At 52.3% G+C, this 15199-nt stretch carries 9 protein-coding genes; 6 read left to right on the top strand and 3 right to left on the bottom strand.

All coding sequences use genetic code 11. From position 1 onward, the window contains the following. Positions 1 to 66: 66 nt before the first annotated feature. Positions 67 to 726: a hypothetical protein gene (locus ACFSUS_RS10100; protein WP_381522123.1), complete on the bottom strand. Its 660-nt coding sequence runs from the start codon at positions 724 to 726 to the stop codon at positions 67 to 69. A 228-nt stretch (positions 727 to 954) separates the two neighbouring features. On the opposite strand from ACFSUS_RS10100, the gene ACFSUS_RS10095 reads away from it, so the two are divergent. From ACFSUS_RS10095 to galU, 6 genes are all read left to right on the top strand, one after another. After that, positions 955 to 1320 (top strand): XRE family transcriptional regulator, encoded by a 366-nt coding sequence (locus tag ACFSUS_RS10095; protein ID WP_381522122.1) that lies wholly within the window; start codon positions 955 to 957, stop codon positions 1318 to 1320. A gap of 281 nt (positions 1321 to 1601) precedes the next feature. Further along, positions 1602 to 5141 carry a SusC/RagA family TonB-linked outer membrane protein gene (locus tag ACFSUS_RS10090; RefSeq protein WP_381522121.1) on the top strand — a complete coding sequence of 1180 codons (3540 nt, stop codon included), beginning with the start codon at positions 1602 to 1604 and terminating at the stop codon, positions 5139 to 5141. Between the two features lie 30 nt (positions 5142 to 5171). After that, positions 5172 to 6923 carry a RagB/SusD family nutrient uptake outer membrane protein gene (locus ACFSUS_RS10085; protein WP_381522120.1) on the top strand — a complete coding sequence of 584 codons (1752 nt, stop codon included), beginning with the start codon at positions 5172 to 5174 and terminating at the stop codon, positions 6921 to 6923. Between the two features lie 365 nt (positions 6924 to 7288). Further along, a complete protein-coding gene (locus ACFSUS_RS10080; protein ID WP_381522118.1) occupies positions 7289 to 7756 on the top strand; it encodes a hypothetical protein in 468 nt (155 codons plus the stop codon). A 157-nt stretch (positions 7757 to 7913) separates the two neighbouring features. After that, complete coding sequence (locus tag ACFSUS_RS10075; protein WP_381522115.1) at positions 7914 to 8909, top strand: mevalonate kinase family protein; 996 nt, start codon at positions 7914 to 7916, stop codon at positions 8907 to 8909. Between the two features lie 68 nt (positions 8910 to 8977). Next, positions 8978 to 9844, top strand: a complete 867-nt coding sequence (galU, locus tag ACFSUS_RS10070) for a UTP--glucose-1-phosphate uridylyltransferase GalU (RefSeq protein WP_381522113.1) — start codon at positions 8978 to 8980, stop codon at positions 9842 to 9844. Between the two features lie 34 nt (positions 9845 to 9878). On the opposite strand, the gene ACFSUS_RS10065 is transcribed toward galU, so the two are convergent. Then, positions 9879 to 12866 carry a sialate O-acetylesterase gene (locus ACFSUS_RS10065; protein ID WP_381522112.1) on the bottom strand — a complete coding sequence of 996 codons (2988 nt, stop codon included), beginning with the start codon at positions 12864 to 12866 and terminating at the stop codon, positions 9879 to 9881. Positions 12867 to 13296: 430 nt separating this feature from the next. Beyond that, on the bottom strand, positions 13297 to 15072 hold the full coding sequence (aspS, locus tag ACFSUS_RS10060) for an aspartate--tRNA ligase (protein ID WP_381522110.1): 1776 nt from the start codon (positions 15070 to 15072) through the stop codon (positions 13297 to 13299). Between the last annotated feature and the right edge of the window lie 127 nt (positions 15073 to 15199).

Genomic DNA, 15199 nt, shown 5'->3' with positions numbered 1-15199 from the left:
CACAAAAGAGAGGAGAGCCATCGTGTGTAAATGGCTCTCTTGCTCAGTGTTCCTTTCCTCCGTTAATTAAATCTGACCGGGCGACAGCAACTCGGGCTCTTCGGTTGCGATGGCGAAGGGGTTATAGTAGTTCATTGCCGTTTTAATGTTGGCAATGTCCGTGAGCGTTTCCTGCCGGAATACTTTAACATCCTGCGCAAACTGCTTTAGCTCCTTCGTTTTTTCAACGTCGCCCATTTTATACGAGAACGTCGCGATGTAATAAACACCTTTGGGCTGAATCTTGGTGTTCTCTTTCTTCTCGGCCACGGCCGTGATTACTACGTCGGCCAATGTCAGGTCATCGTAATACAAAGGTTCAATCAGCCGGAAGATGTTATCGACCGAGTAGCCATGAAACAGCACCGCCGATACGCAGTTCTTATCGTCGATAAAAAAGATCTCCGCCCAGTTCTTGGTGCCCATGTTCAGGATGTTGTCCGTGAAAATGCGCCAGGCGATTGGCTGAAAGGTAAGGGTGCGGCCCAGCTTCTCGGTACCATTGATATTGAACACACCTTCTTTGGCATCGAACCGGTATTGGCGGGGGTGTCCTTCCAGATATTTATACCGCCGGGCGGCCCCGTTACTGACCACCTCGCCCGTAAGTTCATGAATCTTTTGGTACGGTTTCAGAGCATCATCGCTTTGAATTGTCTCAATTTGGCCTTTGTTTTGTGTGTTCATTAGTATTTGTTGTTTACTGTTCAAGCAGGGGACCCGTTTTGCGGTCCCTTTTGCCTTTTTAAAGGGTCGTGTTTACTGGTTTAAAATTACACAGTTTTGCGTAAAAACCAAACCCATTTCCTAACTATTACGCCTTATTTTTACGCAGTTTTATGTAATATTGGCAGAGGGCTTGGGGCAAAGAGTTGGACCATACCCCCTCCGCCCCAAGCCCTTGGCCCTACGCCTATGACAATCGAATCTCGCCTTCAGCAGTTAATTGATGCGCTTAATGTGAGCGTACTCGAATTTGCCCGGCAACTCGGTGAACGGCGGGGCGAAAAGGTGTATCACATTCTTCACGGTCGACTCAAACCGCGTTACGATACGATTGAAAAGATTTTGGTGGCTTACCCGCAGGTCAATGCCGACTGGCTGCTTCGGGGAGAGGGACTTATGTTTAAGCAACTTGATTCACCATCGGCCGCCATCACTACTGAGGAGCGCCTACGAAACATGGAATTTCTACTCTTTCAGCTGACTGAGCGCATAACCCTCTTACAGCAGACAAATGATCAATTACTTGCTGAAATTACTGCATTAAAAAGTCGTTAAAATATTACAAAATGATACTATATTAACATATAAATTATACACGGGTCTCTCTCACTAGAAGCTGCTCACTATGAACTAGTTACTTCGCTAGTCTGTAATGGGCAGTTTCTATTTATTATCTCTTATTTTTTATTGATATAAGCCTATTAAATAAGTTTTATCGACTTCAACCACTACGTTGGTACTTAGCTATAATACTATTTCAACAAAATGTATAATTTGTACTAGTTCTATGTTATTACTTAAGTATTTATCTATTAAATAATTAAACCATTTACTCAATGAGGAACTTCTGGAAATTGCATGTGCGTTTCTGGTTACCGGTTGGTATGTTGATGATAGGCTCATCGGCAGTAGGTCAGAATCCAACTGGTCAACAGAGTACGTCAACCACACAGGGTAGCCCCACGTCGGCTACACCGACACCCGCCGAGCGGGCCATCATGGGAACCGAAACAGCCTCTCCACAGAGCGCAACGCCCATCACGCCCACAACAGTACCTGCTCAAACGGCTGCGCCCGCTACTCCGCCCGCCACAGGCCAGTCCGCACCCACAACGCCAGCTCCGGCAACCGATCAGACGCCTACAGCTTCACAACCTACACCCGGTCAGGGTGGTAACCGCAGTGGTAAAGTAACCGATAAAAATGGAGGAAGTGGGTTGCCCGGTGTGAACGTCGCTATCAAAGGCACGCAACGCGGGGTAACCACCGATGCCCAGGGAAATTTTCGCATTCAGGCCGAGAATAACGCTACACTGGTGTTTTCGTTTATCGGCTATAAGCCCCAGGAGGTCGTTTTGGGGAGCCAAACCACAATCAACGTAACGCTGGTTGAGGATGTTTCGACGTTGAATGAAGTAGTCGTAACGGGCTACGCATCGCAGCAAAAGAAAGACCTGACTAGTGCCGTAGCCGTTGTTAATCCCAAAGAACTGCTTTCGGTACCGGCCGCCAATTTCGGTCAGCAGTTGCAGGGACGCGTGGCCGGGGTAACGGTCAACCAGGATAATTCGCCGGGCGGAGGAACCTCCATCCGGATTCGTGGATATGGAACGCTGGGTAACAACGATCCGCTCTACATCATCGACGGAGTGCCGACGCAGGAAAACCTAAATAATCTTAACCAGAACGATATTGAGAGTATTCAAATCTTGAAAGATGCCACGTCGGCGTCGGTATATGGTTCCAGAGCGTCGAACGGAGTGGTCATCATTACGACTAAAAAAGGAAAATCAGGCGATCCGAAACTTTCCTTTGATGCCTATTATGGTTCGCAGACGCCCCGCAAGTTCTTCGATGTACTGAACACACAGCAGTATGGTGATTATCTGTGGCAAAGTAAGCGAAACGCGGGCGTGGTGAATCCGGCGAATGGAAACCCATCGCAGGCGCAATACGGTAACGGCCCAAATCCGGTCATTCCCGATTATATCGTACCCGACGGAGCAATGGCTGGCGACCCTCGTGTCGATCCCAAGAACTACAGCATCGCTCGCTTTACTGACCCTAATTTCGGCAAGACGGTATTTCAGATTACCCCAGCCAATAAACAAGGTACTGACTGGCAGCGCGAAATCATCAAGGCCGCGCCTATCCAGAACTACAACCTGAGCGTAACGGGTGGCACGCCAACCGGCCGGTATGCTTTCTCGCTGGGCTACTACGACCAGAAGGGGATTATCATCTATAATGATTTCAACAAATACAGTCTGCGGGCCAACACCGAATTCACGATCAAAAAACGCTTCCGAATCGGTGAAAACCTGCAACTGTTGTTAAGTCAGCGGAAGGGCGCTTTCCGCAACGAAGACACGGAAGGGAATGCGATTTTCATGGCGTTGCGGATGCAGCCGATTGTGCCGGTCTATGACATTGCCGGTAACTTCGCTGGTACGCTCGGTAGTAACCTGGGTAATGCTAAAAACCCCGTTGCCTCCCTGTACCGTGGCAAAGACAATGGTTACCGCGATTACCGCGTATTCGGTAATACGTACGCCGAACTTGACATCATTGACGGACTGACGGCCCGTACCAGCTTCGGTCTGGATGCTACGGTTTCACGCGGCTCCTACGCTGGTTTCCCAGAGCCGGAAGCCTCAGAGCCCGGCCGAACCTATAACCTGTCGCAGGATTTTCAATACCGGTACTCATGGACGTGGACCAATACGTTGACTTACAAGAGGGTCATTAACAAAGACCACAGCATCAATGCTTACGTGGGCGTCGAATCGATTAAGTCGTTTGGTGAACTTCAGAGTGGCTACCGAAATAACTACTACAATGGTGATCCGTCGCTACGCTACCTGACCACGGGCGACCCGCAGACGCAGCAGAACAATGGCTATGCGTTCCAGGATTTTACGCTGTTCTCATACTTCGGTCAGGTCGGCTACTCGTTCAAGGACAAATACATTCTCCAGGGTACACTCCGGCAGGATGCTTCGTCACGTTTCCAGGCGGCCAGCCAGAGTGCGGTGTTTCCGGCGGTGTCGGGCGGCTGGCGGATATCCGAAGAGTCGTTTATGAAAGGCATCAAGCTGTTCAGCGACCTGAAATTGCGGGCCGGATGGGGACAGACGGGTAATCAGAACATCGGGGATTACAACGCCTACACAACCTACACATCAGACCTGTATCAGGCGGGGTATAGCCTGAACGGCAACCCGAACGCCTACAATCAGGGGTTCTCGATTCAGCGGTTTGGTAATCCAAATGCCAAGTGGGAAACCAACACGTCGACTAACTTTGGTTTAGATGTCGGCCTGTTCAATGGAGCGCTCGAACTGAACCTCGATGTATGGAACCGCAAAACTACGAATCTGCTTTATACACGCGCCCGGCCCTTTACGGGCGGCCAAGGCGACTTACCCGCCGAGAACGTAGCGTCGTTACAAAACCGCGGGGTAGATGTTCAACTCAGTTACCAGGGAACCACGCTGGGGAATCAGCTGCGCTACTCGGTGAGTGGAAACATCTCGACGTATCGCAACAAGGTGTTGCAACTCGATCCAACCTCACCCGATCAACCCCTGCTTGGCTACAGCACCCGGCTACCGCCCATTACACGTTCGGTGGTTGGCCAGCCGATTTCACTGTTTTACGGTTACGTGATTGATGGCATCTTGCAGACCGCCGAAGAAGCCGCTGCGGCACCGCAATTGGACGGGTACACGAATGCGTCTGTGTACATTAATGGGCAGCCCGTGAAAGGAGTTGGTAAATTCAAATACCGGGACATCAGCGGACCTAACGGAAAACCAGATGGCAAGATCGATGCAAATGACCAGACGTTTATTGGTAATCCGCACCCTAAGTTTACCTATGGGTTAAACGTTAATCTGGGGTATAAAGCTTTCGATTTAACACTATTTGCGCAGGGGGTACAAGGCAACGATATCTTTAATTACACGCGTTACTGGACAGATTTCAACACCTTCCAGGGGAACCGTAGCATCCGGGTGCTAAACGATTCGTGGACGCCAACCAATACGAATGCCAAACTGCCCATTTTAGACGAGAACGACGCGCTCAGCTCGCAGGCGTCTACCTACTTCGTGGAGAAAGGCTCGTACTTCCGGATGAAAAACGTGCAGCTGACCTACACCATTCCACCTATTGTGACAAAACGGGTGGGTTTAGGAACGGCCCGCGTTTACTTTCAGACAACTAACCTCTTCACGGTCACTAAATACACCGGCCTTGATCCCGACGTGAACACACGCGGCTATGGATCGGGTCAGGATTCGCAACTGGGCGTAGACGAAGGGCGATATCCAGCCTCGCGTAATTTCATATTTGGCATTAACCTCGGTTTTTAGGCTCCACTCATTGACGACATATAGAAACCAATGAAAAAAATACGTTTAGCAACGACTATTACCCTGACGGCTTCTTATCTGTTGAGCGGCTGTAGCGATCAATTCTTAGTGCGAGTGCCGCAGGGAACATACAGCCCCAGCGCTACGCAGAACGCGCAAGGCGTAGAGGCATTATTAACCGGTGCTTACGGACAGTTGGATGGTATTCCAGTGCCGGGTAGCGAATGGCAGGGCGCGGTGTCAAACTGGGTGTTTGGCGGCATTACGTCCGACGATGCGTATAAAGGTACCGATGCCGGTGACCAGCCCGAGCAAACCGCTTTAGAACGTTACGTTTGGGTAACGACCAACCAGCACGTTCGGGGAAAATGGGGAGCGTTGTATAACGGTGTCGCCCGGGCAAATCTGGTCTTACAGGGTATTCCTAAGGCGACTGACCTGAGTGCTACCCGACGGGTGCAGATTCGGGCGGAAGCTCGGTTCCTGCGTGGCTTCTATCTCCTCGAAGCTAAAAAGATGTGGAATAACATTCCGTACATCGACGAGAAGACGTATGACCCGCAGGATGGGAACAGTACTAAAGTGCCCAATACCGACAATGCCTGGCCGAAGATTGAAGCCGATTTCCAGGCCGCTATTGACTCTTTACCCGAGCAGTTTGCGGGTGAGCCCGGGCGGGCTACCAAGTGGTCGGCCATTGGGATGCTGGCGAAGGCCAAGATGTTTCAGGCATTTGACCCGTATACGGGCGCGCCCAACACGGCTGCGTTGCAGGCGGCTAAAGTGCTGCTCGATCAGATTATTAACAGCAACCGCTTCGCGCTGGCCGACCAGTATGGTTATAATTACTCGGCGGCACCGGCTAATCGAAATAATAAAGAGTCAATTTTTGAGGTGCAGTATTCCGTAACAGCCGCAGCCGATGGGGGCGGGGGCGCAGGCGATGACCTGGCCTGGCCGTATAATGCCGGACCGGGAGGCTGCTGTGGATTTTATCAACCATCGCAGAACCTAGTCAACGCCTTCAAGACCGATGCTAACGGATTGCCCATGCCGACCACCTTTAACGATACGGATGTGACCAATGATGAAGGAATCAAATCGAACCAGCCCTTTACGCCCTATGCTGGTACGCTTGACCCCCGTTTAGACCATACGGTTGGTCGTCGGGGTATTCCGTATAAAGATTGGGGCATTCATGCCGGGTATGACTGGATACGTGACCAGGCGTATGCCGGTCCCTATTCACCACTCAAGCACATCCCCGAAAAAGCATATTCAGGTACGTCGGCAGGTAACATTAAGCGGAGCGGCAATAACTACCGGTATCTGCGTTACGACCACATACTGCTCTGGGCGGCTGAAGTCGAAACCGAAATTGGTAGTCTGGAAACGGCCCGCACGTACGTCAATCAGATTCGTACACGAGCGGGCAATCCGGCGGGTTTCGTAAAAACCAGCGACGGTAAGCCCGCAGCCAATTACGTAATCGGTCTCTACACGGCACCCTGGACCGATAAAGCAGCTGCCCGCCAGGCGGTGCGGTTTGAAGAGCGGCTGGAGTTTGGTATGGAAGGCACGCGTTTCTTCGATTTAGTACGCTGGGGCATTGCCGAACCGACGCTGAACGCTTACGTAGCCAAAGAGCAGCTTAAACGAACGTTTCTGAATGGGGCTCAATTCAAGAAAAACCAGAACGAGTATTTCCCGATTCCGCAACAGGAGATTATCAACAGCACGTCTAACGGCAAGGCGACGTTAGTTCAGAATCAGGGGTATTAAGGGCATGGAGCTCGGTGCGTAGGGCTGGGGTTAAGCGCGTAGGGTGAGAGTTAGACTTTGTTGAGTCTGGTTTCCCTTGGTTAAGCGTAGTCTCCAGACTATGCTTTAGCGCTATCCGGTCTTTGACCGGTCTGACCAAGCTACTAATCAGACGTTAATAAGGTGTATAGAATTTGTACACCGGTCACAGACCGGATAACGCCCGGCCGTAGTTTTAAACTACGGCCAACGGCGGGCTAAGGGCATAGGGCTGAGAGTATAGGGTATCGGACGCCCCCCGTACTCTCAGCCCCCAGCCCTTAGCCCCACACCTTCCAAACAACCAAAGCCCTTTTCAGGTTATACCTCGAAAAACACGTAACGTTATGGCAACGACATCCCCATTCGATCCCGATAAAGTTGATCCTGAGTTTTATTCGCACGATCCAAACCAGCATGGTGATTCCGACTACGGTCGCGAATCCGAAGGCGTAGGTAACGCTCAGTATAACTCAGTAACAACAAACGACCGCGGAGGGACTTCCGAAGAAATGGCCCGTGTTCGTGAAGCTAATGTCAATATAGGCGACCCGGACTTGCCGGAGGGTGAGAACTACGGCGTTACCCAGGAGTGGGACGTTAACGCCGACGCCATCCAGACAGATCAGCCTAAAGGCCACATGATGAGCGACGAAGCCAGCCGTAAGCTCGACGAGGTGGCGGAAAATCCATCTGACGATGCGCTTTTCCACCGGGGCGACGCTACATATCTGGAAGAAGGCGATAACCCAAATCAGGGATATGACCCTCATAATCAAGGGTATAAAGACAAAGACAAAGTTAATCCACAATAAACTTATCCAACTTGATTTGTTGACTAAGGCGACCGGAGTAAATCCCGGTCGCTTTTTTTATTAGTAAAGTGGCTGGTCCTTCATTCTTATGCGTAGTATTCTTTTGTAAACTTGCCCCTTAATCGTTTAGCTGCGGACGACGCGTTCGCCTACCGTTTTGCTTATTGAAACCCGTGCCTATGCCCGAGCGGGCTTATTAGGAAACCCGTCCGACGGCTTTTTCGGTAAAACCATCGCCATTACCGTTCGCAACTTCGGCGCGTCGGTCACGCTCTATCCGTCGCCGGAACTGCATATTGAACCTCAGTTGCAGGATACCAACGTTTTTCGGAGCTTGTATCACCTCCGCGACTCGGTCAGCACGCTGGGTTATCACGGGGGTGTTCCGTTGCTGAAAGCAGCCATCAAAAAATTTTCTGAGTACTGCGAAACAGAAGGCATCCGTTTACCGAATCAGAATTTTTCCATTCGTTATAACACGTCGATTCCCCGGCAGGTGGGATTGTCGGGCTCCAGCGCCATTATTGTCGCTACGTTTCGGGCTCTGATGCAATTTTACAGCGTCGAGATTCTGCAGCCGGTGCTCCCCAACTTAGTGCTGGCCACAGAATCTGAAGAGTTAGGCATTACGGCCGGATTACAGGATCGAGTCATCCAGTGCTACGAGGGCTGTGTGTATATGGACTTCGACCGCACCATTATGGATCGACAAGGCTATGGCCAGTATGAGCCGCTGGACCCGCGCCTGCTGCCAAAACTGTACATTGCCTATAATACCGACCTGGGCAAACAGTCGGGGCGCGTCCATAACGACGTACGCACACGTTGGGTAAAAGGCGAAGAGCTGGTGGTCGAAACAATGAGCGCCATTGCCGATGTGGCCCGCGAGGGGCGCGAAGCCCTGTTTCGGCAGGACACTGAAGCTTTGCATGAATTAGTCAATCGTAATTTCGATTTACGAGCGAAGATTTATACCATCAGCGACCGCAATCGAAGTCTGATTGAAACAGCGCGGGCGTGCGGTGCGTCGGCTTCGTTTACGGGATCGGGCGGCTCCATCATCGGGCTTTACCGCGACGATGCCATGCTAAACCGGCTGTTTGTCGAACTAAAGAAAATTAACGCCCGCGTGATAAAACCATATGTTGTATAAAGAGCGAAAGGGTGGCAGACGCGACAACCTTTCACTCTATCACTCTATCACTCCATTACTCTCTGCCCATGATTAAAAAAGCCGTTATTCCCGCTGCCGGACTTGGAACCCGGTTTCTGCCTGCTACCAAGGCTCAGCCTAAAGAAATGCTGCCCATTATTGACCGCCCTACGATTCAGTACGTCGTGCAGGAGGCCGTTGATTCAGGCATTGAAGACATTCTGATTATTACCGGTAAGGGTAAACGAGCCATTGAGGATCACTTCGACCGCAACTTCGAACTGGAGATGCGGCTGGAAGAAAAGGAAGATCAACTGCTGCTGGACGAGATGCGTCGCCTATCGGATATGGCCAATCTGCATTACGTTCGTCAGCGCGAGTTAAACGGTCTGGGTGACGCCATCCGCTACGCCCGCCACCATGTCGGTAATGAGCCGTTTGCCGTGTTGCTGGGCGACACGATCATGGATGCCGTCATTCCCGTAACGCAGCAGCTTATTGACACTCACGCCCAATATGGCGGTTCGGTGATTGCTGTTGAGAAGGTGCCCCACGACAAAGTGAACCGATACGGCATTGTTGGTGGCAAGTTCCTGAGCGACCGAATCATGGAGCTCGAAACGTTGGTCGAGAAACCCGCTCTGAGCGAAGCTCCGTCGAATCTGGCCATTGCCGGTCGGTACATCCTGACGCCGGAAATCTTTTCGATGCTGGAGCAGACACCCGTTGGAAAGAATAATGAAATCCAATTGACCGACGCCATGCTCCTGCTACTGAAGCGCGAAAACCTGTACGCACATTGCATTGAGGGCAAGCGCCACGACATCGGCAATAAGCTTGACTTCCTGAAAACAACGGTCGAGTTTGCCCTCAAGCGCCCCGAGTTTGCCGATAAGTTCCGGGCGTTTTTAGAAGAGATTGTAAGCAAAGACTAACAATGAGGCCCCAGTAATGGGGCCTCATGGGTTATTACCGCGTCCGCACCGTTAGGGTGGCTTCGTCGTCTTCGCCGTTGGTGTAGCCGTTGTTTGGTGTTGAGTCCGAGTCGCCGGGTGTAGCTGTCTGGATTTGGGCGAGCAGGGTAGCGCTACCCGTTGGCCGAACCGATAGAACTAGGGTCGCGGAACTACCTGCTGAAATAGCAGGAAGGGCACCCGTCACACTTTGCCCATTGACGCCTAATCCGTTCGTGCTGGTGAGCTGCCAGCCGGCTGGCAGTTGCGCTTGAACCGTTACGTTATTGGCCGTTGCACCCCCCCGATTGCTTACTGTGAGCGATAGACTGATGGGCGTGCTTACCTGAGGAGTTAACTGGCTGCTGGACAAGCTCAGGCTCAGGTCGGCTTTTGCCGGATCGGCTGGCGGTTGGTTCGATTGTACGGGAGGAAGGGGTACCTGATCGGGGTTGGGCGAAGTGCTCAGCGGCCCACCCCCGTCACTCGTCCGAAGGTCTACCTGGGCGGCATCGTCCTGACCGTCGCCCGTGCCCGAGTTAGGCTGGCTGTCGGGGTCAGTAACGCTACTGGTTGTAATCTGAGCCGCCGTAGCAAATGCGCCGGAGCGGTTCGCTTTGAGTCGGAAAACAAACGGGGCGCTGGCGCCACTGGGCAATGTACCTGCGTTGATGTTGACCTGATTTGCGTTGACACTAACAGCTGACGTGGGGGCATCAACAAAGTCGACGCCACTAGGTAATATGCTTTTGACTGACACATCGTTGACGGGAAGAGGACCCGAATTCGCCAATACCAACGTCAGCGTAACGGGCTGGTTGATCTGCGCGGTTCGGGTACTGACGCGTAAAGCCATTGACAAATCGGCGGTATTGTTTGCCGTCGAACAAAGCGTTAATGGATCGCTGGGGGCGCTGGCTACGTTTGGGCTACTGGCCAGTACGCGAAGCCGGTAGTTGTTGCCTGCCGGCAATGAAGCGGGTAGCGTAGCCGTAACCGGGTTACCAGAACCACTGCCAATCGTTGTTTCGTTGGCAAATGACCCGTTCGCATCTGAGAGACGGACGCTAAAGACATTATCGTTGTTTAGTGTACCGTCGGTTACTTCAATGTTGACGTTGAACGAGCTCCCCCGGCAAATGGCTTGGGCGGTGTTGTTGAGATTCAATACTGGCGGAATGGCGCCAAGCGGCTCCATGGCATAGTACAGAATAACGCGGCCATCAATTAAATTCATCTCATACGATAGACCGGGCCCTGTATCCCCCTGCCGACGTACCGACAGCCGATAACGACCCGGCTCAACACCTCCCACAGCGAAGGCAACGGGCGGATAATAACGTACATAGTTGAAATCGGCGAAGTCTACGTAATCGGGGGCCTGGCTTCTGGGCGGTATGACGTTCCAGCCCGAATCGTTGAAAGGGCCGCCGTCCGTACGTTCTACCCGGACTTCGGTCTGCACATCAGCCTGCACCATCAGAAAGAAACCGTGGCTACCGCTCTCGTATCGGTAGGCAAAGCGCTGAATCAACGGATTTTCAGCGCCATTCTTAACGGGTGGGCGTATAACCGGCAGCAAACCCGACGAAGGAGCCGACCGGAGTATCCGAAATGGTTCGCCTAACGTACCGGCAGTGGCCGGATGGGTTGAGAGGGTTCGCAACTGGTAGCTGCCATCGGGCAGGTCGTTGGGTAGGGTAACTAGTAACGGATTGTCGTTGCTACGGGGCGATTCATAAACCGTTGCGCCGTCGCTGGTTCGGATGATCTGGGCAAAAAACTGGTTATCAGCCTCGGCTGGAACACTACGTAGCGAGGCAACCGCAATGGTTTCACCGGGTCGTCGGGTTAAGGGTAAGGTATAGCCGCTGGTGATAAGCGACGATTCGTCATCCGGAATGAAGGGCACTGCATTCTGAAAAAACTCATTGGAGAGGCTCTGATTCCACCGGTCGGTGAACTGCAAAAGTCCTGGCCCCTTCATGTGAATGTTGTCTGGGCGGTTGTCCGGCCCAATGATGTCATCGGTGGATGGCCCTGGAAACACGTTGGCCAGTTCGGCAATGAGCCGGTTCTGGGCCGCGATCACGTTGGGATTCGTTTCGTTGTTGATGTAGCTCGCCCGCGAAACCATCCACGGAATGGATACATTGCCAATTTGCTGCCGACTTTTGTCAATAACCGCTTTTACGTTATTGAAGTACGTTTGGTTATCGGTTTTAATATCGGTCTCACCCTGATGCCAGAGCACAGCGCGGGCGCCCGTCCGAAGAACGTAGTGCAGTAAGGCCACGCCCAGCCGTCGATAGACCGAAGATCGGTAGTCGGTGCCGATGTTGCCGATGGCTGACTGCTGCCACTCGGTGCTGCTGGTACCGCCTAACGCTGACCCCAGAAACAAAACCGGCACATTGAGCCGTTGCACTAGTTTGTCGCCCAACATACCCCACAGGTGTGGTGGCTGGCTGGGGCCAATGGCCGTTCCTTCACTGATGTAGCTAAACCGAAGGGGTAGCAATTGCTCGCTTAGGCTGTCCTGCCGGAAATCAAGGCACGAAACGCGGTCTTCTGTGGCACCGGGAACTCGCTCGAAGCCGCCATAGGCGTTGGACTGCCCGGCAACGACAAACACTTCGCCCACCCCCACTCGATTGACCTGCGTCTGCGCGAGTGTTGCGCTACCCGATTTGGCTCGAACATCAAGCCGGTACCAACCCGCCGATACCGTAACCGATCCGCGAAACGCTTTCGAGCCCGGTAAAAAGGCAAGGGGTGTCCAGGGCGTTACCGCCCCCTGATTAACGGCTAAGGGCACAAAGCGTGCTTCGATAGTTATGGCCGACGAGGGGGCTAAGCCTGCCACCAGAACTGAAGCTTGGTTCACTAAATCCCGCTGAAATACCATTCGCGGAACGGGTGTAGAGATTGTAAGCTGCGCCAAGGAAACACCAGGCAGCAGGCCGGCTACGAGTAGCCATATCCGCAAAACGTGTGTGAGCATGAAAGAGGAATGGTTAAATAAAGTGGGATTTGACTAAGGCAAACGGAGCAATTATTATGCCTTCCTACCTAAACTCATGTTAAAATTTTGATATAATAATTTGCTTTTTTTGAATAGTAATTTGTTGTTAATTAGATAGTTATGTTGTAAGTACTCGTGGTCTGTATACGCAATTAGACAATTAGTAAGCCAAGTTGATAGAAATAGGCTGATAAATAGAGCCGAGACGATGATTCCATTAGTAACCGTAACCTCGACTAAGCTAGCAACGGAGTCTTTTTCACCTTAACGTTTCACCAGTAGTCGTACGAATTCCGTGTTTTATTTATAAAAGGCTTATAACGTTAATGTCCAGTCTTTACCACAGAATCACTGTTGGCAAAGACTGGACATTAACGTTAATTAGCTGTATTGGGGAAATCGCTCCGCGTTACTTGCTTTCGGGCACGGTTGCTATTTTTAGTTCGTCTAGCTGCTTGTCAGAAATCACTGAAGGAGAATCGATCATGACGTCGCGGCCCGAGTTGTTTTTCGGGAAGGCGATGAAGTCACGGATCGAATCGGCCCCGCCGAAGAGTGAACACAACCGGTCGAAGCCAAAGGCAATACCGCCGTGCGGTGGAGCACCAAACTCAAAGGCGTCCATCAGGAAGCCGAACTGCGCTTTCGCTTCTTCATCCGTGAAGCCAAGCAGGCTGAACATGCGGGCCTGTAAGTCCCGGTTGAAAATCCGGATGGAGCCACCGCCTACTTCAGTACCGTTGATAACCAAATCATAGGCATTGGCGCGTACGGAGCCGGGGGCGGTGTCGAGCAGCGGAATGTCTTCCGGTTTGGGCGATGTGAAGGGGTGGTGCATGGCGAACCACCGCTGCTCTTCTTCGCCGTATTCGAGCAGCGGAAAATCGAGTACCCACAACGTACTGAATACGTTCGGATCGCGGAGGCCCAGGCGGTTGCCCATTTCCAGGCGTAGCTCGTTAAGTTGTTTGCGCGCCTTAGCCGCATCGCCCGAAATGATCAGCATCAGGTCGCCAGGTTTCGCACCAAAACGGGCGCCCCACTGCTTGAGTGATTCTTCGTCGTAGAACTTATCGACGGACGATTTTAGCGTACCATCTTCGTTATAGCGGACGTAGATCAGGCCTTTGGCACCAATCTGCGGCCGTTTTACCCAGTCCGTCAGCTCATCCAATTGCTTACGCGTATAGCTCGCGCAGCCCGGTGCGTTGATACCCACCACAATCTCGGCGGAATCGAACACGCCGAAGCCTTTGCCTGATGTCAGGTCGATGGTGTCGAACGTACCCTTTAACTCGACGAACTCCATACCAAAGCGCGTATCGGGTTTGTCGGACCCGTACAATCGCATGGCGTCGGCGTAGGTCATGCGCGGTACTTCAGCCAGGTCGATACCTTTCACGGCCTTGAACAGGTGACGTACCAGGCCCTCGAACATGTTCAGGATGTCTTCCTGCTCCACGAACGACATCTCGCAGTCGATTTGCGTAAACTCCGGCTGACGGTCGGCGCGGAGGTCTTCGTCGCGGAAGCACTTCACAATCTGGTAGTAGCGGTCGAAGCCTGACACCATCAGCAACTGTTTGAACGTCTGGGGCGACTGCGGCAGGGCGTAGAACTCACCAGGATTCATGCGGCTCGGTACCACGAAATCCCGTGCGCCTTCCGGCGTCGACTTGATCAGCACCGGCGTTTCGACCTCAATAAAATTTTGCCCATCCATATACAGCCGCGTCTGCTGCGCCATCCGGTGACGCAATTCAAGGTTTCGGCGAACCGGATTCCGGCGCAGGTCGAGATAGCGGTATTTCATCCGCAGGTCGTCGCCCCCGTCAGTGTCGTCTTCAATGAGGAATGGCGGTAATTTGGCCGGATTCAAAATCTCCAGAGCCGTAACACGCACCTCAACATCACCCGTTGGAATGTTCGGGTTTTTAGACTTACGTTCGACCACCGTGCCGGTAGCTTTCAGCACGTATTCGCGGCCCAGCATCCGGGCGATGGTGAACAGTTCAGGGGTCGTAACGCCTTCTTCCAAAATGAGTTGAGTAATGCCGTAGCGGTCGCGGAGATCAATCCAGAGAACTCCGCCTTTGTCGCGGGTGACCTGAACCCAGCCGGCCAGTGTAACGGTGGTGTTAGCGTCTGCAAGGCGAAGTTCTCCGCAAGTATGCGTTCGAAGCATGTTTGAAAAGCGAAAGGGTGAAAGGGTGAAAGAGTGAATAAAAGCACAGAAATTTCCACTCTTTCGCTCATTCACTCTTTCACTCTTATAAAATCTGGTCGCAAAGGTAGGGAGTTTGTGCGTATTG

Origin of the sequence: Spirosoma soli (assembly GCF_042684525.1) — a bacterium.
Taxonomy (GTDB): domain Bacteria; phylum Bacteroidota; class Bacteroidia; order Cytophagales; family Spirosomataceae; genus Spirosoma; species Spirosoma soli.
Note: the sequence above shows the minus strand (reverse complement) of the source record. Positions and strands in the feature narration are given on the sequence as shown.

Excerpts from the sequence above, each read along its gene's own strand:
- ACFSUS_RS10085 (WP_381522120.1), top strand. The coding sequence starts at position 5,172 with ATGAAAAAAATACGTTTAGCAACGACTATTACCCTGACGGCTTCTTAT.
- galU (WP_381522113.1), top strand. The coding sequence starts at position 8,978 with ATGATTAAAAAAGCCGTTATTCCCGCTGCCGGACTTGGAACCCGGTTT.
- ACFSUS_RS10090 (WP_381522121.1), top strand. The coding sequence starts at position 1,602 with ATGAGGAACTTCTGGAAATTGCATGTGCGTTTCTGGTTACCGGTTGGT.
- ACFSUS_RS10095 (WP_381522122.1), top strand. The coding sequence starts at position 955 with ATGACAATCGAATCTCGCCTTCAGCAGTTAATTGATGCGCTTAATGTG.
- ACFSUS_RS10065 (WP_381522112.1), bottom strand. The coding sequence starts at position 12,866 with ATGCTCACACACGTTTTGCGGATATGGCTACTCGTAGCCGGCCTGCTG.
- ACFSUS_RS10080 (WP_381522118.1), top strand. The coding sequence starts at position 7,289 with ATGGCAACGACATCCCCATTCGATCCCGATAAAGTTGATCCTGAGTTT.
- aspS (WP_381522110.1), bottom strand. The coding sequence starts at position 15,072 with ATGCTTCGAACGCATACTTGCGGAGAACTTCGCCTTGCAGACGCTAAC.
- ACFSUS_RS10100 (WP_381522123.1), bottom strand. The coding sequence starts at position 726 with ATGAACACACAAAACAAAGGCCAAATTGAGACAATTCAAAGCGATGAT.